Origin of the sequence: Pacificimonas flava (assembly GCF_000342165.1) — a bacterium.
In the GTDB taxonomy this organism is placed as follows: domain Bacteria; phylum Pseudomonadota; class Alphaproteobacteria; order Sphingomonadales; family Sphingomonadaceae; genus Pacificimonas; species Pacificimonas flava.
The window spans coordinates 341796-368199 of sequence record NZ_AMRV01000001.1; the positions used below are offsets into that span (position 1 = coordinate 341796).

Consider the following 26404-nt stretch of genomic DNA (forward strand, 5'->3'; position numbering starts at 1 on the left):
CCGGTATGGCCGTTTTCACCCTGGACGGAAAAGCGGCTGGTGCCTCTGGAAGAAAGCTCGCGGTTTCTTCAATTGTATCAGAGGTAAGCGTCTGGTTAGCATGCGGCTATCGACAGGCTTCCGGTACCCTGACGGGCGCGCTCGCGCCCGTCGGGGCCGTCAGATCGACGATGACCGGGGCATCTTCAAAGGGGTTCGCCAGCATGTCTTCGCATTTCCAGAAGTACACCGACAGTACCTTATCGAGCCATGATCAGGTCGCTCGGGCCCTGGGAACCGACATCATTGCGGGCATCTATCCGCCGGGGTCGAAAATCCCGGCCGAAGCGGAAATTCTCGAACGCTTCGGGATTTCCCGCACGGTCCTGCGCGAAGTCCTGAAGACATTGACGGCGAAGGGCCTGATCGTTTCCAAGACCAGAGTGGGCACGAAGGTTCTGGATCAGTCGAACTGGAACATGTTCGATTCCGATGTCCTGTCCTGGAAGGTCGCCCACGGGTTCGACGCGGAGTTTCGCCGGGAACTGGCGGAGATCAGGTTGGCTATCGAGCCGGAGGCGGCCGCGCTGTGCGCCGACCGCGCGACGCCCGAACAAATCGCCGCCCTTCGCGAGAGTATCGAGGAGATGGGCGAAAGCAGCCTCAGCCGCATCGCGTTCGCCGAGGCCGATCTTCGCTTTCATCAACGGATCGGCGATGCATCAGGCAACATGATGATGCGCGCCATTTCCGCGATCATTGAAACCGCCCTGGTTGCATCGTTCACAATGAGTTCGCCGGTCGACGAGAAGGCCGAACACAAGAAAAGCGTCCGACTTCATCGCGCCATCGTCGATGCCATTGAAGCAGGCGACGCCGCTGCCGCGCGCGAAGCAATGCGCAAGACGATCGGCCACGGCAAGCAGCGCATCAGCAGGGCAGAGAAACGAAAAGAAACTTGATGACAGATTTGGGTAAGCCCGCGCAGGGCCAGCAACTGCGGTCCCGGGCCTGGTTCGACAATGCTGGGAACCCGGATATGACTGCGCTCTATCTGGAGCGCTACATGAATTACGGTCTGACGCGCGAGGAACTGCAGTCGGGCAAGCCGATCATCGGCATAGCGCAGACCGGCAGCGATCTTTCCCCCTGCAATCGGCACCATATCACGCTCGCCGAACGCGTGCGCGACGGCATTCGGGAGGCCGGGGGCATCGCCATCGAGTTTCCCGTTCACCCGATCCAGGAAACCGGCAAACGCCCGACGCCCGGCCTCGATCGTAATCTTGCCTATCTGTCGCTGGTGGAGACGCTGTACGGCTACCCGATTGACGGAGTGGTGCTGACGATCGGCTGCGACAAGACCACACCCGCCTGCCTGATGGCGGCGGCGACCGTCGATATACCTGCTATCGCCCTCTCTGTGGGGCCCATGCTGAACGGCTGGCATCGCGGCGAGCGGACGGGTTCCGGCACGATCGTCTGGAAGGCGCGAAAGATGCTGGCGGCTGGCGAAATTGATTATGCCGGCTTCGTCGAACTGGTCGCCAGTTCCGCGCCGTCCACCGGATACTGCAACACCATGGGTACCGCGACGACCATGAACAGCCTTGCAGAGGCGCTGGGCATGCAGCTTCCCGGATCGGCAGCCATCCCCGCGCCGCACCGCGAGCGGCAGCAAATGTCATACCTGACGGGAAAGCGTATCGTCGAGATGGTTGGGGAGGACCTGCGCCCGTCGAAGATCCTGACGCGCGACGCATTCCTGAACGCGATCACCGTCAACAGCGCGCTGGGCGGATCGACCAACGCGCCCATCCATCTGGCGGCCATTGCCCGCCACGCTGGCGCCGAACTCAGTCTTCAGGACTGGCAGGAATATGGGCACGACGTCCCCCTGCTCGTGAATCTGCAACCTGCCGGCGAGTATCTGGGGGAGGATTTTCATCACGCCGGCGGCGTTCCCGCGGTGATCTCCGAACTGATGAAGCAGGGCCTGATCCGCGAGGAGGCATTGACCGTGAACGGTCAGCCGATCGGCGACAATTGCCGCGAGGCCGAGATTATCTCTCCGGAGGTGATCCGGCCCTTCGACCAGCCGTTGCGCTCCTCCGGCGGTTTTATCGTGCTGACCGGCAATCTCTTCGACAGCGCCATCATGAAGACGAGCGTCATTTCCGATGCGTTTCGCAAGGCCTATCTGGAAAACCCCGACGATCCCGAAGCGTTCGAGGGGCGGGCCATCGTTTTCGACGGTCCCGAGGATTACCACGCGCGTATCGACGACGAGGCGCTCGGGATTACGGAGGCCGACATTCTGGTCGTGCGCGGAACGGGGCCCATCGGCTATCCGGGAGCCGCGGAGGTCGTGAACATGCGACCGCCGGGTTATCTAATCCGCAGGGGCGTTGCGGAACTGCCGTGCATCGGTGACGGCCGGCAGTCGGGCACGTCGGGCTCGCCCTCGGTCCTGAACGCAAGTCCGGAGGCAGCGGCCGGAGGCAATCTGGCCATTCTAAAGACCTACGACCGACTGCGCGTCGATCTTCGCAGGGGCCGGGTGGATATCCTGATCCCCGAAGAGGAGATCGCTCGTCGGCGAGCGGACATTGAGAAACGCGGCGGCTATGCCTATCCGCAGTCGCAGACACCGTGGCAGGAATTGCAGCGCAATGTCGTGGGACAGCTCGATACCGGCGCGATACTCGAGGGGGCCGAGAAATATCAGCGTATCGACACAACCTACGGCGTACCGCGCAACAGCCATTGATCGGCGTCGGACGTCCGTCGACCTGTAACGCCCAGAGGAGAAATGTGCATGACGAGTATGGGAAAGTTGCTGTCGCGCCGGTCGCTGCTGGCCGCGGGCGGAGTTGCCGGAGGATTGGCGCTTACGGGATGCTCACGCGGTCCCGTCGCGGCCATTGCCGGCACCGCCAGCAACGACCCGGTCGCGCCGTATCGCACTCCCTATAAGCTGGACGAACTGGTCCTCGAAGGATCGCATGAACCCGGCACGTTCGATGAAAAGGCCGTCGATTGCCCCTTTGTGTTCTGGCACGAGGGCCAGTTTCACATGCTGTACACCGGCTGGGACGGCACCGGGTATCAGACGGGCCGTGCCGTTTCGAAGGATCTGGTGAATTGGAAGCGCGCGGGAATCATGATGGCGCGCGACCCGGACGACCCCGTCACACGCTACAACATTTCCTGTGCGTCGATCCTGCGAGAGAACGAACTCTATTCGCCCGGACGACTGCTCAAGGTCGACGGCCGCTATCTTGCGACCTGGCATGCTTATCCCAATCCCGGCTACGAAGAGGGGGCTGCCGTCATCGGCCTCGCCTGGAGCGACGATCTCGTGAACTGGGAGCGGACGGAACCGATTTTGAGACCCGAAGACGGGGCGCCTTGGGAACGTGGCGGCCTCTATAAATCCTACATCACGAAGCAGGGCGAAACCTATTTCCTCTACTATAACGCGAAGACGGAGGGAGACCCCTGGAAGGAGCAGACCGGCGTCGCGATTTCACGCGACCTGAAACGCTGGTCGCGCTATTCTGGCAATCCCATCCTGCGTAACGGAGATGAAGGGGCCCCGGATTCCTGGTTCGCGAGCGATCCGGTCGTCTATACGCATAACGGCGAGTGGTCGATGTACTATTTCGGCCGTGCGGCGGACGGAAAGTGCAGGGAATTGCTTGCGATCGGCGACAGTCCGATCAACTTCAAGAAGGTTCCGGACATCATCGTCGACAAGGGGCGACCCGGCAGCATCGACGAACATTTCGCGCACAAGCCGTCTCTGGTCTACAATGACGGCGCGCTCTATCATTTCTACACGGCGGTCAGTGGAACCTGGCCGAACGACGTCCGCGGGCTGACGGTCGCTCGATCAAAGCCCTGGTGACGGAACGGCGGGCCCGGTTCAGCCCGCCGGGCACCGCTCGTTCTGAAGGACGGGAAGGGCGGTTTGCGCCATGCGGGTGTAACCGGCATCGTTCGGATGCAGATGATCGCCGATCTGCTCGGCGAGGCGCATGACCGAAGGATCTCCCAGTTCGCTCATCGCGCGGTCGAAATCGATAAGACCGTCAAAGCGTCCGGCGTTCTGACGGATCCAACCGTTCACCCTCTGCCGCTTCTCCTCTCCCTCTGCGCTTGCATAGGCGGCCCCCTCATAGGGTAGCAGCGTTCCGACGATCAGCTTCACGTTGCGCGCATGTGCACGCGCGAGAAGCTGTTCGTAGGCGCCGATGATCTGTTCGGCCGTCACGCTTTGCCAAGTGCGCGCCGGGTCGGTGATCTCACCAATGTCGTTGATACCCTCCAGCAGGACCGCATGCGTGACGCCTGGCACGGCAAGCACATCGCGATCGAACCGGGACACGGCGTTCGGCCCGCGCCCGTCGTGAAGCAGGCGGTTGCCGCTGATGCCGGCATTAACGACGGCCCAGCAGTCTGTGCCGCCATTGGCGGCGAGCAGACGGGCAAGCTGCGCCGGCCAACTGGTCGTCTGCGCATCGCTGGCACCGGCCCCTTCCGTGATGGAATCGCCGAATGCAACGAGGAGGCGCGTTTGCTCTGCTCCGGTCACATCGATGCCGGACACGATTCCCGGTGCGCGAACCCGCTTCGATCCACTCCATAGCGCGGTTTCGCTCATGTCCCCGCTGACGACGTCGAGCATTTGCGCATGGGCGGGCGGAGCCGCTTCATCAGGATAGTAAATGCTGACCGAGACGGTTTCGCCGGCGTCGAGCGCCATGGGAACCGGATCGGATAGATACGGAGCGCGGGCAGGGATCGTGACCGACGGCTCGCCGCCGAAGCTTAGCGTGGTGAGCGAGTCCGGGATTGGCTTTCCCTCTGCATCCACCCGCATGATCGACGCGGATCCGATACGAACTGGTTTCTCTCCCAGTTCGTTGGTCAGCCTTACGCGCAGTTCGCTGGCTGCCGTGCCGACGCGCACCAGCTGCCGCGCCGTCTCATCGGAGAAGGGGCGCCCGAGTGCGTCCCTGATCTGAGGTTCGTATCCGATCGGCGGTGCCGTCCACGCGGCCGTCCAATCTGCTGTCTGCGCGGATAGCGGAAAGGCGAATGCCGCCGCCAGGCAAATCGCGTGCAGCGTAGTTCGACATGAATCCTGCGATTGAAGTCTCAATGCGTAGCGCCTTTCGACGTTGAAAGCATATCCCGGTCCACACGAAATACCGCGACCCCGTGCGCGGGGAGCGCTCCGTTCGTCACGGTGCCGGCAATGCGCTCGGCCCCGACGGGGGAACGAAGCGGCTGCGGTTCATCCCCGTGGTTGATCGCGATGAGAACGGTCTTGCCGGCGCCGCTTCGCGCACCGATCTCCACATCGTCGCTGTCCGTGGACAGGATAGGGCCGATCCCTTCATCCGCCATCAATTTCTCTGCGAGGCGGCGCATCATGTCAGGTTGCAGCCATGCACCGACATAGGTGATCCGGCCCCGACCCACGGGGCGGGACAGGATTGCCGGTTTTTTGTCCAGCCATCCCGCCGGATCGTCATATCGCGCCAGCACCTCGACGTCCTCGGCCTCCGGGCTGAGCCACTCCGCCCAGATCGCCGCTTCGCCGGCTCCGAACGCTCCCGTCAGCTTTACCGGCTGATCGAGCGCATAGAATTGCTCGACCTGAGCGCCGAGAAGCGGTTCCAATGGTCCCGGCTGACGCTGCGGCCAAAGCGCGTTCGCGTCATCCTTCATGCCCGAACGCGGCCCGAGCACGAGATGGCCGCCACCGCGGACATAGGCCTCCAGCCGCTCCGCGTCCGAAGCCGTAACCACATTCAACGCCGGTGCGACGACCAAGGGGTAGGCCGACAGTTCGGCATCCACCGGCAGAACTGCCACCCCTTGCGAGCCGAGACGGAATGGACGGTAGAAATCCGTGAATTCCCGTATTGGATCGAAATCCTCGTGCAGCCGCTGAAGGTCGAGGGCCCAGCGGCTGTCATAATCGAACAGCATGGCCATGCGGTAGACCGGTTCGGTGTCGGCAAGGGCGGGCATCGCCTCACGCAGTTCCCCGCCGAGCTTTGCGATCTCGTTGAAGATCGGCGCCGGCGTACCATCCTGGCCAAGAACGGTGCCGTAATAGGTTTCCTGCCCGTTTCTCGCGGCGCGGAATTCCCAATACAGGATAGCGTCGGCACCGTGCTGAACGGCCTGCCAACCCATTTCGCGAACCTGACCGGGCGCAAGCGCGCGATTGATCGGCACCCAGTCCACGCGTCCGGCCTGCGTTTCCATCAGCCAAAAGTTGCGCTGCTTATAACCGCGTACAAGATCGTGATTGGCGCCATTGGCGATCCAGTCCGGATCCGCGTCCTGAATGTAATTGTCCCACGAAGCGAGATCGAGCCGTTCGTGCAGCTCGTAGTGATCGAAGCCGGCGTTCCAGAACATTGTGTTCGTCGTCACGAACTGCCGCGGATCGGCGTGCGCCCGGATCGCATCGAGCTGGTTCTGGACATAGTCCGTCCAGGTCGCCGTCGTAAAATGCTTGAAATCAAGAAGCAGCCCCGGATTGTGCTGTCCGGTCGCACGCAGGGGAATCTGGCCGAAATTGTTGTAGTGCTGACTCCAATATTCGGTGGCCCAGCGCTCGTTCAGCGTATCGATCGTGCCGTATCGCTGCTCGAGAAAACTGTGCCAGCGCTCCTCCGCCTCCGGTCCGAAGGAGGGCGGCCCAATCTCGTTGTCGATCTGCCATCCGACGACGTTCGGATTGTCGCCGTAACGCTCCGCCATCTTTTCCGCGATCCGGCGCGCGAACATACGGTATCGTTCGCTGGCGAAGGAGAAATGGCGCCGCCCGCCATGCGTCGCTCGGACTCCGTCCTCGTCGACGCGTAGCACGTCCGGATAACGCTGCGTCATCCAGGCCGGCGGCGCCGCACTCGGCGTACCGAGCACCACCATCATGCCGTGCCGCGATGCGGCGGCGATGGCGCGATCCAGCCATTCGAAATCGAACTCGCCCTCGCGCGGTTCCATCGTGCTCCAGGCGAATTCCGCGATGCGCACGGTGTTGAAGTTCGCCTTCTCCATCCACGCAAGGTCTTTCTCCCAGCGCTCCTCCGGCCAGTGTTCGGGATACCAGGCCGTGCCGAATGCGATCGGCGGCCTGTCGGCAAAGCGCGTGGCGCGCGCGTTCATATCGGCCGCGCTGCCCTTCACTCCCGGCTGCGCTGCCGCGCAAGCCACGACCGGGGGCGAGGCGGCCAGAAGCCCCGCCATCAACGCCGCACCACATATTCGCCTCAACCTCGATCTCCCTCTCGATTGTTTCTGCTCACTCAGCCGCTATATTCGTGCATCGGGGCGCCCCGCACGCCAGCATCGACCTCGAACACTGCGCCGCCAAGCGAGCCCGCGGGTTCGCCCACCGAGGCGCTGGTCACGAACATGCGGTCCAGTGCATCTCCCGCGAAGACGGGTTTCGTCGGTTTTCGGACGGGCAGCTCGATCCGGCGGTCGCGACGACCGCGCGCGTCGAAGCGGCTGACGCAGGCGCCGTCCCAGTGCGTGATCCACAGGCCGCCCTCCGCATCCGCCGCCATCCCGTCGGGATAGCCCCATTCTTCCTCGAAGCGGATATGAACGCGCTTGTTCGCCAGTGTTCCGCCCTCAAGATCGAAGGCGTAGACCGTGCGCTCGGGGCTGTGCGTATGGAACAGCGTCGTTCCGTCCGCGGAAATGGCCGGTCCGTTCGGCACCAGATAGCCGCTGTCGACCCGCTCTATGCGGCGGTCGGGCGCGAGACGATAGAGACCGCCGAACGCATCCTCCTCGGCATTGTCCATCGTTCCAAACCAGATGCTGCCATCCGCGCTGACGACGGCATCGTTCAGACGGCTATCCTCCTGTTCCGGATGGGGATCGCCGAGCGGCTCTATCGTAAAGGGATCGAGCGTCAGCAGCGCCGGGCCACTTGCCTGTCCGATGACGAACCCGCCGGCCCTGCGCGGCACGATCCAGCCGGTCAGTTCAGGCAGCGGCCAGCTTCGCCGCTCGGCCCCATCCAGCGGAAGGCGGTGGAGGGCCGGAGCCTTGATGTCGACCCAGTAGAGGGCGTTTTCCTTCGCGACCCAGACCGGTCCCTCGCCAAGGATTGCGCCCTCGTTCCAGACCTTTCGAACCGCACCCGTCATAGCGACCCCGCGGAGAGCGCGTTGCCCCAACCGATGACGGCCGTTGAGCCGATCAGGACGGCGAGTCCGGTGGAAAGCAGCGTCCGCGCGCGGCGGCCCGCCCCGCGCCATTCCTTCAGCGCCAGACCCCACAGCGTCGCGAAAATGATGATGCTGGCCATGTGCAGGGTCCAGCTCGAAAATCCGTAGGCGCCCATTTGGCTCTCTCCCATGGTGTAAAAGAAGAACTGGAAGTACCAGATTGTGCCGCCCAGGGCAGAGAGAAGATAATTCCGGGCCAGCGGACTTTTGCGCGGGCGCGATGTGGAATTCATCGTCTGGTATTCCGCCACTTTGCCATCATCGTGCGCCGCGCCGCCGACGAACTGTCCGGCGCTTCGATTTCTCGCGATCAGATATCCGCACCACAGCGCATTGGTCGCGAATCCACCGAGAAGGACGATGCAGAGGACGGGAAGACCCTGGCTTAGCGGGTCGGTCCCCGCAGCCAGCGTCGCTTGCCGGATCGGTTCGCCGGCGGCGAGGCCGTAGGCAAAACATGACGACATGATGCCGGAGAACACCGCGACGGCCATGCCGCGCCGGAAATCGCGGGGCCTGCTACCGGGTGCGTCGCCAGCCGCCTGGTGCCGTTCCTTTGCATGGCCGGCCATGCCGACGATCGCGATCCCCGCAAGCGCGATGAAGACACCGGCAAGCACGATCTGTCCGCCGGTGGAGGGTAGCAGGCTGGTGAAGAACTCGCCGCTGACGAGGGGAGGGATCAGCGTTCCGAACGCCGCGGTCAGACCGAGCGCGACGGCCGTTCCCAGCGAAATGCCGAGAAACCTCAGCGTCAGGCCGAAGGTGAGACCCCCGAAACCCCAGAGAATTCCGAAGAACACGCACCAGAACCAAGTGGATGGGGACGCGCCTCCCAACACGCCGAGGAGATCCTGCGTCTGGAGCGACGCGAACAGCCAGGGCGCGACGATCCAGCTGAAGACGCCGCCCGTCAGCCAGAAGACCTCCCAGGACCAGCTGCGCACGCCGCGATACGGGACGTAGAAGCTGGCGGAGGCGAGGCCGCCAATCCAGTGAAAGACCACGCCAAGCAGCGGGTTGACCATATTTCCTCCCCTTGTGAACGGCCGTCTTCATGGGCCGCTAGCACTAAGCGATGCGGTAAGTCCGCTCTGCATTGGCGGCGAACAGGCGGTCCCGCTCGTCCGCACTGAAGTTTGCGGTGATTGCAGAATAGGCTGACAGGTGCCGGTCGAAGGAACCGGCCAGCTTGTCTGTCGGAAAGTCGCTGGCGAACATGATGCGGTCCGTTCCGAACAGGTCGATGAGGGTCAGCACGTAGGCGCGAATGCTCTCGATGGTCCAAGCGCGGTCGAGAATACCGAAGCCGGAAATTTTGGCGGAAACGGAGGGTACCTCCGCAAGGGCGGACATGCCCGCCGCCCACCGGTCGAACGCCGCCTCGCCAGCCGCGTCCGGCATGCCCGCATGATTGATGATGACCGGAACATCCGGATGCCTCGCGGCAAGCTTGGCGGCGCGGTCCATTTGTCCGGGATAAAGCTGGAAGTCGAAGCTGAGCCCGTATTTCGCGAGCAGCCCGAAACCGGCCTGCCAGTTCGGGTCACGCGTAACATCGCGCGGCGTGTAAGTCTTTGCGGGATCCTCGTGCCAGTTCGCGATGTGCCGAATGCCGCGAACATTGTCATGGTCCGCATGCCGTTCCAGCAGCGCCTCGACATCCGGATCATCGAGCGCGGCAAAGGCGATGATCGCATCCGGCATGCCGCGGCTGTCCGCCATATCCTGTAGCCAGTCGCTCTCGCTGAGCGCATCCTTCGCCTCGGCCCCGGCATCGACATGCACAAGGCCCGTTACGTTCCAGCCCTCCGCATCGGCCAGATAGTCATCGAGCAAATATGTACGGGCGATGGGTGACACGTCCCCGTTGACGCCGCTGGTGTCGAACGGCGGCGTCAGCCAAGGGTAGGAAAGCCGTTGGAGATCCCACAGGTGGACGTGCGCATCTACGAATCGCTCGGGCTTTGGGACGTCGGTCATCAAAAGGTCGTCCGCCCGCCGGACGTGTCGAATGTGGATGCCGTCGTGAAACTGCATTCCTCGCTTGCCATGAAGCAGATCATCGCCGCGCTTTCCTCGACCTCGCCCAGACGGCCCATCGGAATTTTCGAGCGCATATAGTCGACCTGGCTTTCGGGCAGTTGCTTCAGGATCGGGCTTTCGAACGTGGCGGGCGTCAGGCAGTTGGCAACGACGCCCTTCGTTGCCAGCTCCTTGCCGAGCGATTTTGTGAACCCGATGACGCCGGCCTTCGATGCGGAATAGGCGGAGGCGTTGGGATTGCCCTCCTTGCCAGCAACAGACGCGACGTTGACGATGCGGCCATATCCGCCATTCAGCATGTGCGGGATGACGGCGCGGCAGCAATAGAACAGACCGTTCAGGTTGATGTCGACGACCCGCTGCCAGCTCTCCAGCGGGAACTCCTCGACCGGCGAAGTCGCACCGGTGATTCCGGCCGAGCAAACCAATATGTCGAGACCGCCAAGCGCGGTCGCCGCTGCATCCGCCGCGCTTGCAACGGCGGCCGGGTCCGAGATGTCGAGCGCCTCGGCATGTGCGGCACCCATGTCCCTGCGGGCGGTCTCCAGCGCCTCGGCGTCGAGATCCCAAAGTGCGACCTTCGCGCCCTCGGCGATCATGCGGCGAGCCGTCGTCAAGCCTAGGCCGGAGGCGCCGCCCGTAACGATGGCCTTCCGCCCGGCGAAGCGGCCCTCATAAACCGTCATGCCCGAGTGTCCTTGGACCAGGCGACGAACTCCTGGCGCTGCTCGCCCAGTCCTTCGATCCCCAGCGTTACGACATCGCCGGCTTTCAGATACCAGGGCTCCGGCCTCTGACCCAGCCCCACACCCGGGGGTGTGCCTGTGGTAATGATGTCTCCGGGCTCCAGCACCATGAACTGCGAACAATAGCTGACGATCTCCGCGACAGAGAAGATCATGGTCTCCGTCGAACCGTCCTGCATGCGCTTGCCATTCACGTCGAGCCACATGGACAGCTTCTGCGGATCGCCCGCCTCGTCCCGCGTGACCAGCCAGGGGCCGACGGGACCGAATGTCGGAAAGCCCTTGCCCTTGTCCCAGGTCGGTCCGCGTTCCTGCTGCCAGTGCCGCTCGGACACATCGTTGACGACGCAATAGCCGGCGACATGCTCCAGCGCCTCGTCCTTGTCGACATAGTTGGCGCGCTTCCCGATGATGACGCCCAGCTCGACCTCCCAGTCGGTCTTCTTCGAATCCTTCGGAATGACCACGCGGTCGTTCGGGCCCTGCAGGCAATTCGTCCACTTGTTGAAGACAACCGGTTCATCAGGGATCGGCAGGTTCGATTCCGCGGCGTGATCGGCGTAATTAAGGCCGATCGCAATGAACTTTCCCGTGCCCGTAACGGGGACGCCGTAACGCGGCGTGCCACCCGCCAGCGGGAGCGTACCGGTGTCCACCGCAGCGATCGCACGAAGCTTCTCGGCCGACAGAACATCAGGCGTGATGTCGGGAACGACGGAGGACAGATCGCGGATGTTTCCGTCCGCGTCGATCAACCCCGGCTTTTCTTGCCCGGCAGGGCCAAAACGGCAAAGTTTCATAAGTTATCCTTGACTTGGAAAGGGGCGCTCAAGCGCCACATCAGGGTTCAGCTCGACGCCGAAACCCGGCTTGTCGAGCGCGGAGATCGACAGGCGGCCGCGCTCCGGAACGGGTTCGCCGAGAAGCTGCGGACGAAACATCGGCACCACCTCATTTGCGTCCGGGTGCATCATCAGAAATTCGGCGAACGGCGAATTGTGGCGGGTGCAGACGAAGTGATAGCTGTAGACCGAGGACCCGTGCGGCACGACCAGCTTGCCGGCGGCGTCGGCGAGGGCGGAAATCTTCAGAAGTTCGGTAATCCCGCCGCACCAGCCGACATCCGGCTGGATGATATCGCAGCAATCCATCTCCAGAAGCATGCGGAAGCCCCAGCGGGTCGCCTCGTGTTCGCCCGTGGTGACCAGCATCCCGCGAGGAACATTTCGCTTTAGTTCGGCATAGCCCCAATAATCGTCGGGGCTGATCGCCTCCTCGATCCATTTCAGGCCGAAATCGTGCCACGCGCGCGTCGCGAGGCGGGTGGCGTAATTGACATCGAGGGCCATCCAGCAATCCAGCATCAGCCAGAAATCATCGCCCGTTCGAGCGCGCATTTCGCCGATGTCGGAAAGGTTTCTGGCGAGGCCCTCATCGCCCTCTGCGGGCCCATGATGCAGCGGCATTTTTCCGCCTATGAAGCCCAGATCCTTGGCCGCGTCGGGGCGGGCCCCGGTGGCGTAGAATTGCAGTTCGTCCCTGACCGCGCCGCCAAGCAAAGCATGGACAGGTTCACCGCGAAGCTTGCCGAGAAGATCCCAGAGTGCAAGATCGACCCCGGAAATGGCGTTTATGACCAAGCCCTTGCGGCCGTAATACTGGGTCGAGAAGTACATCTGATCCCAGATTTTCTCATATTCCGCCGGATCGCGGCCGATAAGGAAGCGCGACAGGTGCCGTTCGACGATATAGGCCGCCGGCGCGCCGCCGGTGGTGACGGCAAAACCGACCGTTCCGTCCTCCGCCTCGATCTCCACGATCAGCGTCCCGAGGACGTTGATGCCGAAGCTCTGCCGGCTCTGCCGGTATTCCGGGTAACGGGCCATCGGCGTGGCAATGTGATCGTCGATCCAGTGGCCCGACCCCTGATCATGGTAGTCTGCGCCCCCGCCGCGCGCCGTCAGCGCACGGACGGACCGGATCTTCGATAATGCCACGCGTCAGTCCCGTTCCCGATCAATCCTCCATATAATAGTATTAATTATTCCCGCTGCGTCAATTGATCTTCATGTCGCCGTCGACGAGACGCGGAACGCCCTCGGCATTCGCATCCCGGAGGACCTCCGGCAGCAAGGATTCGCTGATGCTTTGATAGCAGACGGGCCGCAGGAAGCGGCGAATCGCCAGCGTTCCGACAGAGGTCGTGCGGCTGTCGGAAGTGGCGGGGAAGGGGCCGCCATGCACCATGGCGTGACTGACCTCGACGCCGGTGGGAAAGGCGTTAGCGAGAATGCGGCCGGCGCGGCGCTCCATGATCGGCAGAAGCGGCCGTGCCGTTTCCGTATCGCCCTCATCCATCTGCAACGTGATCGTCAGCTGACCCTCGACGCGCTCCAGAACCTGGGCGGCGTCCTCGGCCGTGCGGCAACGGACGATGATGGAGCTGGATCCGAAAACCTCTGCCTGCAGCGCATCGTCGTTCATGAACGCTTCGTGGTCGACGGCAAAAAGGGCCGCGCGGCTCTGGTGCGGTCCTGTGGATTCGCCGCCGCGCCCGATAAGTTCGAGTGCGGAATGCGCCTCCAGCTTCGCGACGCCCTCGTCATAGGCGGTATGGATCGCCGGCGTCAGCATTGTCGCCGGTGCGCTCTCGCCCAGCGCTTCCTTGGCGGCGGACACGAATGCATCCAGTCCCTCCTCGCCCAGAGCCAGGACCAGGCCGGGGTTGGTGCAGAACTGCCCCGCGCCCATTGTCAACGATCCTGCGAAGCCCTTGCCGATCTCCGCGCCCCGCGCCTTCAACGCTTCGGGCAACAGCAGGACGGGATTGATGCTGCTCATTTCCGCAAAAACCGGGATCGGCTCGGGCCGTGATGCCGCAGCCTTCATCAGCGCCAGACCGCCACCGCGCGAACCGGTGAAGCCGACCGCCTTGATGTGCGGATTGGTGACGAGCGCCGTCCCGGTCGCGTGATCGGCACCGTGCAGCATGGAGAAGACGCCCTCCGGCAAGCCCGCATCCTCCACGGCCTTCGCGATGGCGCTGCCGACCAGTTCGCTCGTTCCGGGGTGAGCGGGATGCGCCTTGACCACGACGGGGCACCCCGCGGCCAGCGCCGACGCCGTGTCGCCACCGGCGACGGAGAAGGCGAGGGGGAAGTTCGACGCGCCGAAGATCGCGACGGGACCGACGGCAATATTGCGCAGGCGAAGATCGGGGCGGGGCAGCGGTTCCCGGTCCGGCAGTGCCGGGTCGATCCGCGCGTCCAGCCAATGACCGTCGCGCACCGTCTTCGCGAACAGGCGAAGCTGCCCAGCGGTTCGTCCCCGTTCACCCTGAAGGCGCGCGACCGGCAGCCCACTTTCCGCATGGGCGCGTTCGGTCAGCGGCTCGGCAAGGGCCTCGATATTGTCGGCAATCTTTTCGAGAAACGCGGCGCGCTGTTCCAGAGAGGTTTCCCTGTAGCGATCGAACGCCTCTGCGGCGAGCGCGCACGCCTTTTCCACGTCTGCCGGAACGGCGCCGCCGAAGCTTGGCTCCATCGTATCGCCGGTGGCCGGGTTGACCGCCTTTATGGCCTGCCCTTCACCGGCCACACGGGTGCTTCCGAGAAACTGCTGTCCAGTCAATTGCGTCAAAATCTACCTCCTATCGGTGTTGAACGTGCCATTCGGCACGCGAAACCATCACAAAGCCTTTGCACATCGATCATCCGCCCGTCTATAAAAGTAATATTATATAATAAGGAGGATGGCCTTGCGTCTCGTTCAAATACGCCTGGAGAATGGCGACACTGCAGTCGTACGATCCGACGATCCGCAGCCCTATCGCGTTCCCCGCTACACCTCCGTCCTGACGCTTGCGGCCGCCGCCATCAAGGCGAAGCAAACACTTGTTTCGTTCGTTGAAGCGCTTCCACGAGGCGAAACCGTCGATATTGCGGCGGCCCTAGCGGACGGCCGCATCGCAGCACCCATTTCTCACCCGGACCCGGCGCATCTCCATCTGACCGGAACGGGCCTTACCCACCTTGGATCCGCGGACGCACGCGACAAGATGCACAAGGAGGCCGCAGCCGGGGCCGTGACCGATTCCGTGCGCATGTTCCTGTTGGGAACGGAGGGGGGCAAGCCGGCTGAGGGGGCGACGGGTGTACAGCCGGAGTGGTTCTACAAGGGCGACGGTTTGATGCTCGTCGATCCGGGGGCCGATCTGCCCTCTCCGTCCTTCGCTCTGGACGGTAGCGAAGAACCGGAAATTGCCGGCGTCTACCTGATCGGGGAGGGCGGCCGCGTTCACCGCATCGGTTTTGCGCTCGCCAACGAGTTTTCCGACCATGTGACAGAGCAGCAGAACTACCTTTACCTCGCGCACTCGAAATTGCGCAGCGCGTCGCTCGGTCCGGAGCTCCTCGTCGGCGAATTGCCGCACGACATCCGCGGCACCAGCAGCGTCGTTCGTGACGGAGAAGCGATTTGGCAGGCGCCCTTCCTGTCCGGCGAACAGAATATGTCGCACAGCATCGCCAATCTTGAGCATCATCATTTCAAATATGCGCAGTTTCGGCGGCCCGGCGACGTGCATGTCCATTTCTTCGGCACCGCGACCCTGTCCTTTGCAGCCGGAGTTCGCTGCCGGGAGGGGGACCGCTTCCGGATCGAGGCCGCGCCTTTCGGGCTTCCCCTCGAAAACCCGCTTCGCAAGATGCCGGAAAACCCTGTCTCCGTGCAGCCGCTTTGACAGACAGGATCAGCGCAGAGGGGCGAGTTTGCGCCGCTGCGGACATGACATAAGAAGGCGCCGAAAACTGGGCGTGCGGGAGGAATCGAAACGCCATGACAAATGACACAAGGGCCGCCGCAGATACGGTATCGCCGGCGCCGAATTACCGCAGCGCGCTGACGCTGCTCGCAACCCTGTTTTTCATGTGGGGCTTCATTACCGTCATCAACAACACGCTGCTGCCGCATCTGCGCAGCGTGTTCGACCTGACCTACACGCAGACGACGTTGATCGAATCTGTCTGGTTCATCGCCTATTTCGTGGCCTCCATTCCGTCTGCGAAGTTGATCGAGCGCATCGGCTACAAACGGTCGATGGTCACGGGTTTGACGATCATGGCGGTCGGCGCTCTCGGCATGATCCCGGCAGCCGAAATCCCGTCCTACTATGTGGTGCTGCTGGCGCTGTTCGTAATAGCCTCGGGGATCACGTTGCTCCAAGTCGCTGCGAACCCCTATGTGGCCGTGGTCGGGCCGCCGGAGACCTCACACTCCCGGCTCAACCTTGTGCAGGCGTTCAACTCGCTGGGCACAACGCTGGCGCCGCTGTTCGGCGGCTATCTCATCCTCGGTCGCTCGGTATCCGGGACGACGCAGGACCCCTCGACATTGACGCAGGCGCAGCGCCTCGCGGACGCGCAGTCGGTGGAGCTGCCCTATCTGATCGTTGCCATCGTCCTCGTGCTGCTGGCGGGCGTGATCGCCTGGTACAAGCTGCCCGACATGAACGCCGCCAACCGGCGCGGCGCGGCGGAGGAACGCAGGAAGCACTCCCTCTGGTCGCACCGCAATCTGGTCTTCGGAATACCGGCGATTTTCATCTATTTGATCGCGGAGATCGGTGTCGCCAACCTCTTCATCAACTTCGTCTCATTACCCGAAATCGGAGACCTGACGCACGAGCAGGCGTCGCGCTATCTCTTCATCCTGTGGGGCGGCATGATGGTGGGGCGCTTTGCCGGCAGCTTCATCATGCAGAAGATTTCCGCCGAAACCACGCTTGCCGCGGCGAGTGTCGGCGCCTTTATCGTCATGCTGATCGCCAGCTTCGCGACGGGCCATCTCGCCATGTGGGCGCTCATATCCGTGGGGCTCTTTCATTCGATCATGTTTCCGACGATCTTTACGCTCGGCATACGTGGCCTCGGTCCCTTGACGGAGGAGGGATCCGGCCTTCTCGTCATGGCCATCGCGGGCGGTGCGCTCGTCGTCGTACAGGGCTGGCTTGCCGACGCCTACGGCCTCCAGCTTTCCTTCCTGCTGACAGCCGCGTGCGAAATCTACGTTCTCTTCTATGCACTCTGGGGTGCGAAGCCGACAAACGCCTTGAAGGAAAAGGTCGTAAAATCGGTCTAGGGAGACGGGGGCGGCATCGTCGCCGCCCCCCGCCCGGCCCCGCGTTAGCGGAGGGTCCGCTCCTCCGCCACCAGCAGCCGAACCGGGCCCAGCAGGCCGGAATCCAGCAGCGGCTCATCCTTTGGGAAGAACTTCCACGGCGTGAACGTCACGCGCTCCCCCTCCGGGTTCGGCTCACCGGCAAGATACCATTCCGGCAACTCTGTAATCTTCTGCGCCATCAGAACGGTCTTGCTGCCGTCTTCCGCAAAGCGTTCGCCGATCGGCCATTCGCCCTCGATATACTTATCGTCCAGCGGGTCAGGAACCTGCGCATCGCCGATCATGCGGTTCGGCCAAAGGCTCGTCACCGCGATGGACACACTGTTTTTTCCGGGCTTCGCGACGTCGGTTATATCGACGCGGTACGGTTCCTTCCAAACTTGACCCAGGTCAGTGCCGTTCACCGTGACATTCGCCAGAACCTCTACGCGGCCGAGATCGAGATAGATGCGCCGTCCGTCCCGTAGCATCTCCGCAGAAACGTCGATCTGGCGCTCATATGTCGCCGTGCCAGCGAAATATCGGACGCCGGGGTCGGGATGCTCGCTGAGAGAGGCGAGGGCAGGGAGGGTGATCGACGGCGGCGCGCCGCGCCCCTCCTGGAACGACACCCTCCATGGCCCGGGAACGGTCACCGGCTCCGGCACATCAGCGGAAAAGCTCTGTCCGGTGCTGAGGCTGTAGTCGCCCGGTTCCCAGACAAGCGCACGGATGCCGCCGCCATCGGCGACCGTCAGTTCGGCGGGAACCGGACTGATTAGCGGGGCCGGCGGACCCGCGGCGGCGAGCGCCGCCACCTCTTCGCCCGATAGCGCCCGCGCATCGGTGCGGAGCGGCGTGTTGTTCCCCTCGAAGAAATAGGTGATGCCAGCCCAAGAGGGGGCATCGCTGCCACCGGCGAACACCTTGCGGCTGCTCTTCCTGCCGGTCTTTGCAAGTTTGCCGTCGATATAGAGGGAGGGGGTGCCGCCGCGGTAGACGAGGGCGAAGTGTGTCCAACCCGCAATCGGCTCATGCGAGACGAGCACTGCGGGAACGCTGTCCGGAGATTCTCGCTCGATGACGAACGCGCCGTTCCGGCCGACTGCCAGCCCGGCAACGGCCGTTCCCTCGCCGTGCATGTCGGCGCCCGATCGGGCCGGGATCGGGTAATTCTTGCCGGTCTCGTTGATCCGCCCGTCTGCCGTCTCGTCCGGCATCAGGCGCAGGTTGATATCGGGCTTGGCCCATAGCGAGAGGGTGAAATTGTCGGAAGGCGACTGGACGGACGGGGCGGCCGTTGCGTCTGCGCTCAGGAAGCGCTCTCCCTCTTGCGCGGCCCAGGCAATGCCTGTGGTTGCAGGTTTACGAAACATGACGAAGGTCGAGCCCGCCGGAGACATGGGAAAGCTGACCCGCGTCCGGTTCGTTCCGATATCGTAGATGGCCGGCTGCGTCGTCTCTCCGGTCTCCGGATTCCAAAGCTCCGGGGTCTTGCCGGCCACGCGAAAGTCACAGGTGACGGTTTCTGCCCGCCGCTGGCGGTTGGCGACGAAATAGGCGTCGCCGTCCTCCAGCTTGCGGTGGTGCCAGATCGCCTTGCCGTCGGGCGACGCGGTCTCGCAGATGCCATCAGGGGACGCTCCGATTTCCGAAAGAACGTCGCCAACCTCCCCATCGGCATAGACCCGCCCCTGTCCGACGTTGCGAGGCGCCGCGCCGGCGGATCCCCACACCGCGTCCACAGCCTCACGAAACTCGGCATCCGCCTCCGTGCCGCCACGCAGGGTCGGGCTATGCTGCGGCCTCGGGCCCAGAAGGACCATGCCTTGCTCCACCATTTCGCGCAGGCGCGCGGCAAGGCGCGGCGTCATCGACTCCAGCCGGTCCGGCAGGACCAGCAGCCGGTAAGAGGCCCCATTCGGCAGCATGATGCGGCCATTCTCGACACGCGCGCGGTCGATCAGGACTTCCGCATTGACGAGATCGTAATTGTACCCCCGCGGCATTTGCGGCTCGAAATAGCGCCCGATCAGCGGGTTCGTGTCGGGGGAGACGTCCGGGCGCACATATTCCGCCTGGTTGGGGCTATCCTCGCCTACGAAGTAAAGCACGTCGGCGACATATTTCCCCTGCTGTAGCAGATACTGGCTGCGGGTCAGCGTATCCAGCCACGGCTGCGCCTCGTCGAACCACGTGTTCGTCCGGTCGAAGTTGAAGCCCCAAGGCCCCATGGTCATGCCCGGAATGGCGTTGGGGTTGGGCTGGTGCGCGTAGCGGTGAAAATATAGCTGATTGACGCCCTGCACATACATCAGGTCGCCCAATGCCTTCAGCGCGTAAGGATAGTCGGACCAGCGGCTCGTCTCCGCCTCGCCAGTGAAGGCCTCCGCAGTAACGAGCGGTTTGCCGTAGACATGGGCGGCTGAGGTCACCAGCTTGACGCTGCGATTGTCGGTCCAGGGCGTGCGCGTCCAATATTCCGTCATTGGGATCTGCACGCGGCCGGCGACCTGCAATTCGTCGAAGGGGCCGGGGCCGTAGGCCTCTACCATGAACTTCAGCCCCGCCGCGTTCGCTCGGCGTTCCATCTGGCCATAATAATTGTCTGCCATCAGGTCGGCGAGCGTCTGGCGGAAATCGAACAGGAATCGATTGGACCGGTCGAGATCGCCCACGATACGTCCGGTAAGGGCGGGCAGCCAGCGCGTAATCTCATATCCGTTCCGGCGCTCGAAATCGGCGGGCATGGTCGCGGTCCAGTTCTGCAGACCGGCCTCATAACTGTCGATTTCCAGCGTATCGAATACGCTTCCAACGAGCGGCCCCGCCGCCTCGACGACGCGCGCCACGCTCTCATCGAACTGATAGTCGACAGCCTCGCGGCTCAGCTTGTCGACCTCCAGTCCCCGACCGGAATCGGAGGCTGCGACGTTGACCTTTCCGGTCGTCGTATGTCCGAACCGCAGGATGGTCCAGCGCCCCTTCGGCGCGCGCCAGTCCAGGCGGCCATCGGCATCGACTTTGCCCGAAATATCGAGGACGGAGGCCGGGTCGATGGCGTAGCGTGCGAGCAGGTCGCTCGGACGATCTTCGCCGGCACGGTTCATTGCGAAATCCGCCTCCGACTTGATGTCCCACTCGGAAATGCGGGGGGTCTTGTAGAAAAGCGCCTCGGCAAGCCTCACGGATCGCTCGGGCGTGATCCGAAAATAACGGGCGCGCACTTCCTCGAAGTTCGCACTACCGGGACTTTCTATGCCGCGTTCAACGCCGACCGGCACGGTCGCGACGGATCGCCAGGTCTGGCCGTCACTCGATGCCTCTATTGTCGCCGAGAATCCGGGCGCCTCCTTTTCTGCGTAGAGGGTAACCGCCCGAGCCGCGAACGGTCCTTTCATCTCTATAGTCAGAGGAGCCTCGGGGCCGGTCTCCAAATTCGAATGCAGGTCCCGGTCGAACATCGTTGCCGGCGACATAGCTTTCCCACCGACCGTCATGCTCGCGACCGCATTCCGATACGCGCTCTCATCGCCGTCGGAGGCGGGGAAGGCGAGGATGGCGGCGTCGCGGTAGTAATCGCGCTTCGCATAGGGACGAGCCAGCGTCTGGCGAACCCGCCTGCCGCCCTCCACCGTCGTCTCGTTCCAGACGATTTGCTGCATGGACAGTTCAGGCGTGATCCAGGGACCGCCGCTGGACGACCAGCCCGGAGCGTTCTGCATGCCCATATCGAGGTCGAGCTCGCCTGCCCGCTTCATCATGTGCGTCATCAGGTCGAGCCATTCGGGCGAGAGATAATCCACCGGCCCCTTCGGAATGTCGTCGCTGCCGTCGAAGACGAGAAAACCGCCGAGCCCGGCATCGCGCATGGCTTGCAGATCGGTGTCGATCCCGGCCTTTGTGACGTTGCCGTTCATCCAGAAATAAAGGGTGTTCGGACGGACATCCCGTTCCGGTGTCCGGAAGCCGTCTTCCGTTAACGTCTGCGGTACGCTGACCTGCGGAATGTCGGCTTGCGCCCCGGCTGGCCCTGCGAGCAGCGCGCCGAAGGCGACGCCGCAGGCGAGCCGCGCCATTCGCGCGCCCGTTCGTTTCGTGTCCGTGGTCATGTCGGTCCTCCCCAATCTTTCGTCTTCTCGTGTTCTAAAGTGAAAATTCAGCGCGGATGATGTCCGTATGTTCGCCGATCTGCGGAGCGCCGCGAGAACTTGCGGCACGCTCACCGTCGAGCCGCCAAGGGGCACGGGTCGTGGTCAACCCCTCGGCACCGCCCTCCACCCGCTGCAGCATGGCGAGGCGGCGAAAGGCCTCGTTCTGAAGCAAGGCGGGCCAGTCGAGGACGGGCGCGCACCAGACATCCTCGGCACGAAGCTGCTCCAGCCAATGCTCCGTCGTCTCCTCCGCCAGCCGATCCCCGATCATCCGCTTCAGCCGGTCGCGCCGCCGAAAGCCGTGGCTGTCCCCAGCTTCGTCCGCGAGGGGCAGATCGAGAAGCGGACCGAGCCGGGGGAGCGGCGTCATGGCGAGTGCCAGCCAGCCATTTGCCGTCCGGTACACGCCGTAGGGGGCGCTGAGATAGGCATGGGCGTTTCGTTTCGCGGCGCGCTGCGGCGGCCGTCCGCCATCGTTCAGATGCGTCGTGAGAACCTCGAACTGGAAATCGGTTATGGCTTCCAGAAGGCTTGTCTCGACATGGCCGCCGCGCGCCGTACGGCCGCGCCTGACCAAGGCAGCAAGAAGACCCTCCACAAGGATGTGTCCTGCCAGCATGTCCGCGATGGAGAGGCCGACGGGGACCGGACCGTCCGCCGCGTCGCCGTTCAGCCACATGACGCCGGAAAGGGCCTGGGCCAGAAGATCCTGCCCCGGCAAATCTGCCCAGGGCCCGTCCTCTCCATAGCCGGAGATCGTGCCCACGATCAGTTCCGGATAGAGATCGCAGAGAGCTTGCGGTCCGAGACCGAGGCGCGGGGCGACGCCGGGACGGAAATTCTGGATGACGATGTCCGCATGTCCGATCAGCCGCTTTACGCGGGCAAGATCCTGTGGATCCTTCAAATCCGCCGCCAGGCTTTCCTTGTTGCGGTTGATGGCGTGGAACAGGGTGGAATCGCCGGCAATCTCGGTGTCGCTGAGATAGAGGGAGCGGCAGATGTCGCCGCTGCCCGGCCGCTCCACCTTGATGACACGCGCGCCCATGTCGGCCAGGCGCAGCGCGGCGGACGGTCCCGACAGGAACTGGGCCATGTCGATGACGAGGAGGCCGGCGAGCGGCGCGTCGGGGGTTGCTGTCGTCACCGGCTTTCCCGGTAGCGGGCGTTCAGTGTCTCGACGATCGCACCGGCCGCATCCCCGCGCTTCAGCGCTTCATTCAGCAGTTCCGAAGCCTCCTGCTGGAATGCCATGTAGCCGGCGTGGCGGGGACGGAGCCAGGACGTATCAAGCGTCCTGCGCGTGGCGCGATAGAAATCTAGAACGGGGGTGTTCACCCCGTCTGCCTCCCACGCTTCGGCGTGCGCCGGTTGACCGCCATTTTCGGAGAAAAGGTCGCGTTGCACCTCGCCGCTCGCGACCCATTTCGCAAAGGCGAGCGCGGCCTGCGGATCGTCGCTGTACGCGGATACAGCGATACCGGTACCGCCGAGGGCCGACCCGCGCGGTCCGGCCTCGTCGAGGGCGGGAATGTCGGCAAAGGCGATGCGGGTATCGCGAAACCCCTCCACGGCGTAGCTGACATAGCCGTAGATTAACGGCGCGGCAGCGATCGCGCTGTCGGGCTGCGCCATCAGTTCCAGTACGGCGATAGGATCCATGTCATACATGGAGTCCGCGGTCGAAGCGGCCAAGGCGGCCAGCAATTCGACAGCCGCCTCCGCACCCACGGGAAACAGCTCCCTGCGCCCCGTGTCGAGCTTCAGCCCCAACAGGCCGCACAGGGTGAACAAACTCATCAGCGAATGAGGAGGGCGCAGCGGAAGCGCCAATCGGCCCGATTGCGCAAGCTCTTGCACGCCATTCCAGCTCTTGAGGGGGGCTGGCAGACGCCCCGGCACCCACGCCTGCACCTGAGCCGCCGCATCGATCGGCAGCGCCCATTGCCGACCGTTCCACCAGTAGCTCTCGAAAGAGCCGCCGACGGAACCGGCTGCAATATCGCCCAAGGCGCCCTCGATCGGCGTCAGGCAGCCCGCGTCCGCGATTTCACCGACATGGGGGTGGTCGATGACGATCAGGTCGTACCGCCGCGCCAGATCCTCGACGGGGTATGCCTCGAAGTCCTGCAGGGACCGCCGGTCCCATTCAATCCTCGTACCTGTATTCCGGCGCCACAGGTCCGCCGCCGCCTCCAGCGGTTCATACCCGCGCGGATGATTCCACGTCATGCCTCGCAGCGTCGCCCCTTGCGCCATCGTCTCGAATCCTCCCGTTTGCGGCCGCCGTAAAAGCTGTTGACTCGGTGTAACCGCCCTCATACCGTTTGTGAAGAAACATCATATAAGATTACTAATTGGGGAGTGCATCGAGCGGTGCCACAGGGAACTGAGCGGGGCGGGATCGCGGCAGCCGGCGAGGAGGGCTTGGCTGACGACGCGGTGCAGCGTCCGCTGACCGGCATCACCGTTCTCGATTTCAGCCAGTTCCTGGCCGGTCCTTCCTGCGCCCTCCGCCTCTCGGATCTCGGCGCACGGGTCATCAAGGTCGAGCGCCCCGATGGGGGTGACGCCAGCCGCAGCCTCTATCTGGCGGACCTCGCCTTCGATCGCGACAGCGCCCTGTTTCATGCGATCAACCGAGGCAAAGAGAGCTACACCGCAGATCTGAAGGACGCTCGCGATATCGCCGCGGTGAAGGCCCTGATCCGGAATGCGGATGTTCTCATCCACAATTTCCGGCCCGGCATCATGGAACGGCTGGGCCTCGGCTGGGCCGATGTCAGGCACCTGAACCCACGGCTCATCTATGCCGGCGTCAGCGGCTACGGTCACGCCGGACCCTGGAAGGACCGGCCGGGTCAGGATCTTCTCGTGCAGTCGCTTTCGGGGATTGCCTGGCTATCGGGCGATCGGGACGGTCCCCCGGTTCCGGCGGGGCTGTCGATCACCGACATGATGGCGGGCGCGCACCTGTGTCAGGGCATACTCGCGCTGCTGGTGCGGCGCGGGGTGACGGGGAAGGGCGGCCGCGCCGATGTCAGCCTGCTCGAAACCGCCATCGATCTTCAATTCGAACATCTGTCGGTTCACCTCAATCGCGCGGAACCCATGCCCGAACGCAGCGGCATCTCGAACGCCAATGTTTATCTCGCCGCGCCCTACGGAATTTACGAAACGGCCGACGGATACATCGCGCTCGCCATGGCGCCGGTCGACCGGCTTGGCGAGCTGCTTGAGGTGCCGGAACTGGCGGCATTCCGGCCGGACCGATGGTTCGAGGAGCGTGACGAGATCAAGCGGCTGATCCGGGACCGCCTGATCCAGCGCGGCACGAGCGCCTGGCTCGAACTGCTGGAGCCGGCCGGCATCTGGACCGCCCCGGTCCTCGACTGGCCAGCCCTGCGCGCTGAACCCGCATTCACGGCGCTGCAGCCTATCCAGTCGGTGCGATCCCCCGACGGCGAGACGCTGAACCTGACGCGCTGCCCGATCCGCATCGACGGAGAAATATTGAGCACGGGCCGCCCGGCGCCGCGTCTCGGAGCGCATCGCCAATCGATCGACCGGGAACAGGAGTGCGCCACGTGATCGCCGAACAGTTTTTCGAGGAATATGAAATCGGGTCCAGTCGGGAGAGCTTCGGCCGCACCATCACGGAAACGGACTTCGTCGTCCACGCCGGACACACGGGCGATTATTTCCCCCACCATGTCGATGCCGAATGGTGTGCAGGGCAGGAGATCGGCCAGCGCATCGCACACGGCACCCTGATCTTCTCTGTGGGCATCGGCCTGACGGCAACGACGATCAACCCGCGCGCCATGTCCTACGGCTATGACCGCATGCGCTTTATCCGCCCGGTCCATATTGGCGACACGATCAGGACCGTGACGACCATCAGCGAGAAGCGCGATCATCCAAAGCGCACGGGACACGGTGTCGTCGTCGAGAAGGTCGATATTCAGAACCAGCGCGGCGAAACCGTGCTTGCCTGCGACCATCTTTATCTCGTCGAACGCCGAGAGGCGCTCTGACCCATGCGGCGGCGTCCCGTTCCTTTGGCCCTGGCGGCCCTTGTCGTGCTGGTCGCCGCCGCTTCGCTCGTCGGCGTGCGGCAGGCCGCCCGTAATGCCTATGGTTCCGCTGCCCCGGCGACGGGGGAAGACGGGCGCTACGGCTTGTCGACGGTCGGCCTCAGCTATCCCTTCGCCGCCGCCATCGCCAAGGGCTTCTCCGACGCCGCGGCACGTGCAGGCGCCTCTACCATTATTCTCGATGCGCAGGGCAGCGTGCAGAAGCAGGCGAACGACATCGACGATTTGCTCGCGCAGCGGGTCGACGGTGTCGCGGTCATGCCGCTGGATTCCATCGTCGCGCAGGGGTGGGTCAAGCGGGCAGGCGCGGCCGGCATTCCCATGGCTGCCGTTGCGGCGCTGGTCGGGGACCCGGCGACCCGCGCCGTGGACGACGTGTATCCCGGCCTTGTCGCGCTGGCCTCGCAGGACGAGGTCGCAGCCGGGCGCCGAGCGGGCGAACTTGCGGCATCACTCCTTCCCGCGGGCGGGTCGGCGCGCATCGCGATCGTAGAAGGCGCCGCCGGATTTCCGGAGGTCGAGCAGCGGGCACGTGGCTTTCGCGCCGCCCTTGACGAGGCCGGATTGGAATACCGGATCGTCGCGTCCCAGCCCGGCAACTGGACATCCGAGGGCGGTGAGGCGGCATGCCAGAACATCCTTGCGGCACAGCCGGGTATCGACCTGTTCTTCAACGAGGCGGACGACATGGTGATCGGCTGCGCGCGCGCCGTTCGGGCAGCGGGCTCGGACGCCAAGCTGATCGGCGTGGGCGGCTCGAAACTGGCCGTCGCGTCCATCAAGGCAGGCGCAGTCGACGGCACCGTGTGCTTCAAGCCGGAGGCGCTCGGCGCGCTGGCATTCGACTCCCTTCACGGCGGGGGCGAGGCCGGCGGCGACCGCTTCCGTACCTACCCCATCCCCGCCGTGACGCAGGCAAATGTCGATGATTGCGTGGGACAATGGTAAGGGAC

20 protein-coding genes are annotated in these 26404 nt (G+C 63.9%); 8 read left to right on the plus strand and 12 right to left on the minus strand.

Annotated features, from left to right (window positions below; all coding sequences use genetic code 11):
* The first annotated feature begins 5 nt into the window (after nt 1–5).
* The 3 genes from C725_RS01595 to C725_RS01605 are packed head-to-tail and all read left to right on the plus strand — an operon-like array spanning nt 6 to nt 3889.
* Nucleotides 6–941: a FadR/GntR family transcriptional regulator gene (locus C725_RS01595; RefSeq protein ID WP_200858570.1), complete on the plus strand. Its 936-nt coding sequence runs from the start codon at nt 6–8 to the stop codon at nt 939–941.
* On the plus strand, nt 941–2749 hold the full coding sequence (locus C725_RS01600) for an IlvD/Edd family dehydratase (RefSeq protein ID WP_008599729.1): 1809 nt from the start codon (nt 941–943) through the stop codon (nt 2747–2749). The genes C725_RS01595 and C725_RS01600 overlap by 1 nt, the downstream gene beginning before the upstream one ends.
* Nucleotides 2750–2797: 48 nt before the next feature.
* On the plus strand, nt 2798–3889 hold the full coding sequence (locus C725_RS01605) for a family 43 glycosylhydrolase (RefSeq protein WP_008599730.1): 1092 nt from the start codon (nt 2798–2800) through the stop codon (nt 3887–3889).
* An 18-nt stretch (nt 3890–3907) separates the two neighbouring features.
* Here the strand turns inward: C725_RS01605 and C725_RS01610 are convergent, their stop codons facing one another.
* Genes C725_RS01610 through C725_RS01650 form a run of 9 tightly spaced genes read right to left on the minus strand, consistent with a single transcriptional unit; the run spans nt 3908 to nt 14671 of the window.
* On the minus strand, nt 3908–5146 hold the full coding sequence (locus C725_RS01610) for an SGNH/GDSL hydrolase family protein (protein ID WP_243442668.1): 1239 nt from the start codon (nt 5144–5146) through the stop codon (nt 3908–3910).
* Nucleotides 5143–7281: a beta-galactosidase gene (locus tag C725_RS01615; RefSeq protein ID WP_243442669.1), complete on the minus strand. Its 2139-nt coding sequence runs from the start codon at nt 7279–7281 to the stop codon at nt 5143–5145. Before C725_RS01615 ends, C725_RS01610 begins: the two co-directional genes overlap by 4 nt.
* A gap of 32 nt (nt 7282–7313) precedes the next feature.
* Nucleotides 7314–8168, minus strand: coding sequence for an SMP-30/gluconolactonase/LRE family protein (locus tag C725_RS01620; protein WP_008599734.1), 855 nt, complete (start codon nt 8166–8168; stop codon nt 7314–7316).
* A complete protein-coding gene (gene rhaT / locus C725_RS01625; RefSeq protein WP_008599735.1) occupies nt 8165–9277 on the minus strand; it encodes an L-rhamnose/proton symporter RhaT in 1113 nt (370 codons plus the stop codon). The genes C725_RS01620 and rhaT overlap by 4 nt, the downstream gene beginning before the upstream one ends.
* 43 nt (nt 9278–9320) lie before the next feature.
* Nucleotides 9321–10232: an amidohydrolase family protein gene (locus C725_RS01630; RefSeq protein WP_008599736.1), complete on the minus strand. Its 912-nt coding sequence runs from the start codon at nt 10230–10232 to the stop codon at nt 9321–9323.
* Entirely contained in the window at nt 10232–10981 is a 750-nt protein-coding gene (locus tag C725_RS01635) for an SDR family NAD(P)-dependent oxidoreductase (RefSeq protein ID WP_008599737.1), read from the minus strand. The genes C725_RS01630 and C725_RS01635 overlap by 1 nt, the downstream gene beginning before the upstream one ends.
* On the minus strand, nt 10978–11841 hold the full coding sequence (locus tag C725_RS01640; RefSeq protein ID WP_038281008.1) for a fumarylacetoacetate hydrolase family protein: 864 nt from the start codon (nt 11839–11841) through the stop codon (nt 10978–10980). Before C725_RS01640 ends, C725_RS01635 begins: the two co-directional genes overlap by 4 nt.
* Before the next feature lie 3 nt (nt 11842–11844).
* Nucleotides 11845–13038, minus strand: a complete 1194-nt coding sequence (gene rhmD / locus C725_RS01645) for an L-rhamnonate dehydratase (RefSeq protein WP_008599740.1) — start codon at nt 13036–13038, stop codon at nt 11845–11847.
* Between the two features lie 58 nt (nt 13039–13096).
* Nucleotides 13097–14671: an aldehyde dehydrogenase (NADP(+)) gene (locus tag C725_RS01650; RefSeq protein ID WP_038281246.1), complete on the minus strand. Its 1575-nt coding sequence runs from the start codon at nt 14669–14671 to the stop codon at nt 13097–13099.
* 121 nt (nt 14672–14792) lie between these two features.
* Here C725_RS01650 and araD1 point away from each other — a divergent pair, with 121 nt between their 5' ends.
* Both araD1 and C725_RS01660 read left to right on the plus strand, forming a co-directional pair.
* Complete coding sequence (gene araD1 / locus C725_RS01655) at nt 14793–15782, plus strand: AraD1 family protein (protein WP_038281010.1); 990 nt, start codon at nt 14793–14795, stop codon at nt 15780–15782.
* 95 nt (nt 15783–15877) lie between these two features.
* Nucleotides 15878–17179 carry a sugar MFS transporter gene (locus C725_RS01660; RefSeq protein ID WP_008599744.1) on the plus strand — a complete coding sequence of 434 codons (1302 nt, stop codon included), beginning with the start codon at nt 15878–15880 and terminating at the stop codon, nt 17177–17179.
* Nucleotides 17180–17223: 44 nt separating this feature from the next.
* Here C725_RS01660 and C725_RS01665 read toward each other — a convergent pair whose 3' ends face one another.
* Genes C725_RS01665 through C725_RS01675 form a run of 3 tightly spaced genes read right to left on the minus strand, consistent with a single transcriptional unit; the run spans nt 17224 to nt 23586 of the window.
* Entirely contained in the window at nt 17224–21312 is a 4089-nt protein-coding gene (locus tag C725_RS01665) for a glycosyl hydrolase (RefSeq protein WP_008599745.1), read from the minus strand.
* Nucleotides 21313–21346: 34 nt separating this feature from the next.
* Nucleotides 21347–22501: a CaiB/BaiF CoA transferase family protein gene (locus C725_RS01670; RefSeq protein ID WP_008599746.1), complete on the minus strand. Its 1155-nt coding sequence runs from the start codon at nt 22499–22501 to the stop codon at nt 21347–21349.
* Nucleotides 22498–23586 carry an extracellular solute-binding protein gene (locus C725_RS01675; RefSeq protein WP_149864488.1) on the minus strand — a complete coding sequence of 363 codons (1089 nt, stop codon included), beginning with the start codon at nt 23584–23586 and terminating at the stop codon, nt 22498–22500. Before C725_RS01675 ends, C725_RS01670 begins: the two co-directional genes overlap by 4 nt.
* 144 nt (nt 23587–23730) lie before the next feature.
* Here C725_RS01675 and C725_RS01680 point away from each other — a divergent pair, with 144 nt between their 5' ends.
* The 3 genes from C725_RS01680 to C725_RS01690 are packed head-to-tail and all read left to right on the plus strand — an operon-like array spanning nt 23731 to nt 26399.
* Nucleotides 23731–24945: a CaiB/BaiF CoA transferase family protein gene (locus C725_RS01680; RefSeq protein WP_243442670.1), complete on the plus strand. Its 1215-nt coding sequence runs from the start codon at nt 23731–23733 to the stop codon at nt 24943–24945.
* Nucleotides 24942–25391 carry a MaoC family dehydratase gene (locus C725_RS01685; protein WP_008599750.1) on the plus strand — a complete coding sequence of 150 codons (450 nt, stop codon included), beginning with the start codon at nt 24942–24944 and terminating at the stop codon, nt 25389–25391. The genes C725_RS01680 and C725_RS01685 overlap by 4 nt, the downstream gene beginning before the upstream one ends.
* A 3-nt stretch (nt 25392–25394) precedes the next feature.
* Entirely contained in the window at nt 25395–26399 is a 1005-nt protein-coding gene (locus C725_RS01690) for a sugar ABC transporter substrate-binding protein (RefSeq protein ID WP_008599751.1), read from the plus strand.
* Nucleotides 26400–26404: the final 5 nt, after the last annotated feature.

What these genes read in the sequence shown, in the direction of transcription:
- C725_RS01595 (WP_200858570.1), top strand. Translation starts at nt 6, where the DNA reads ATGGCCGTTTTCACCCTGGACGGAAAAGCGGCTGGTGCCTCTGGAAGA.
- C725_RS01600 (WP_008599729.1), top strand. Translation starts at nt 941, where the DNA reads ATGACAGATTTGGGTAAGCCCGCGCAGGGCCAGCAACTGCGGTCCCGG.
- C725_RS01605 (WP_008599730.1), top strand. Translation starts at nt 2,798, where the DNA reads ATGACGAGTATGGGAAAGTTGCTGTCGCGCCGGTCGCTGCTGGCCGCG.
- C725_RS01620 (WP_008599734.1), bottom strand. Translation starts at nt 8,168, where the DNA reads ATGACGGGTGCGGTTCGAAAGGTCTGGAACGAGGGCGCAATCCTTGGC.
- rhaT (WP_008599735.1), bottom strand. Translation starts at nt 9,277, where the DNA reads ATGGTCAACCCGCTGCTTGGCGTGGTCTTTCACTGGATTGGCGGCCTC.
- C725_RS01630 (WP_008599736.1), bottom strand. Translation starts at nt 10,232, where the DNA reads ATGACCGACGTCCCAAAGCCCGAGCGATTCGTAGATGCGCACGTCCAC.
- C725_RS01635 (WP_008599737.1), bottom strand. Translation starts at nt 10,981, where the DNA reads ATGACGGTTTATGAGGGCCGCTTCGCCGGGCGGAAGGCCATCGTTACG.
- C725_RS01640 (WP_038281008.1), bottom strand. Translation starts at nt 11,841, where the DNA reads ATGAAACTTTGCCGTTTTGGCCCTGCCGGGCAAGAAAAGCCGGGGTTG.
- araD1 (WP_038281010.1), top strand. Translation starts at nt 14,793, where the DNA reads ATGGCCTTGCGTCTCGTTCAAATACGCCTGGAGAATGGCGACACTGCA.
- C725_RS01660 (WP_008599744.1), top strand. Translation starts at nt 15,878, where the DNA reads ATGACAAATGACACAAGGGCCGCCGCAGATACGGTATCGCCGGCGCCG.
- C725_RS01665 (WP_008599745.1), bottom strand. Translation starts at nt 21,312, where the DNA reads ATGACCACGGACACGAAACGAACGGGCGCGCGAATGGCGCGGCTCGCC.
- C725_RS01675 (WP_149864488.1), bottom strand. Translation starts at nt 23,586, where the DNA reads ATGACGTGGAATCATCCGCGCGGGTATGAACCGCTGGAGGCGGCGGCG.
- C725_RS01690 (WP_008599751.1), top strand. Translation starts at nt 25,395, where the DNA reads ATGCGGCGGCGTCCCGTTCCTTTGGCCCTGGCGGCCCTTGTCGTGCTG.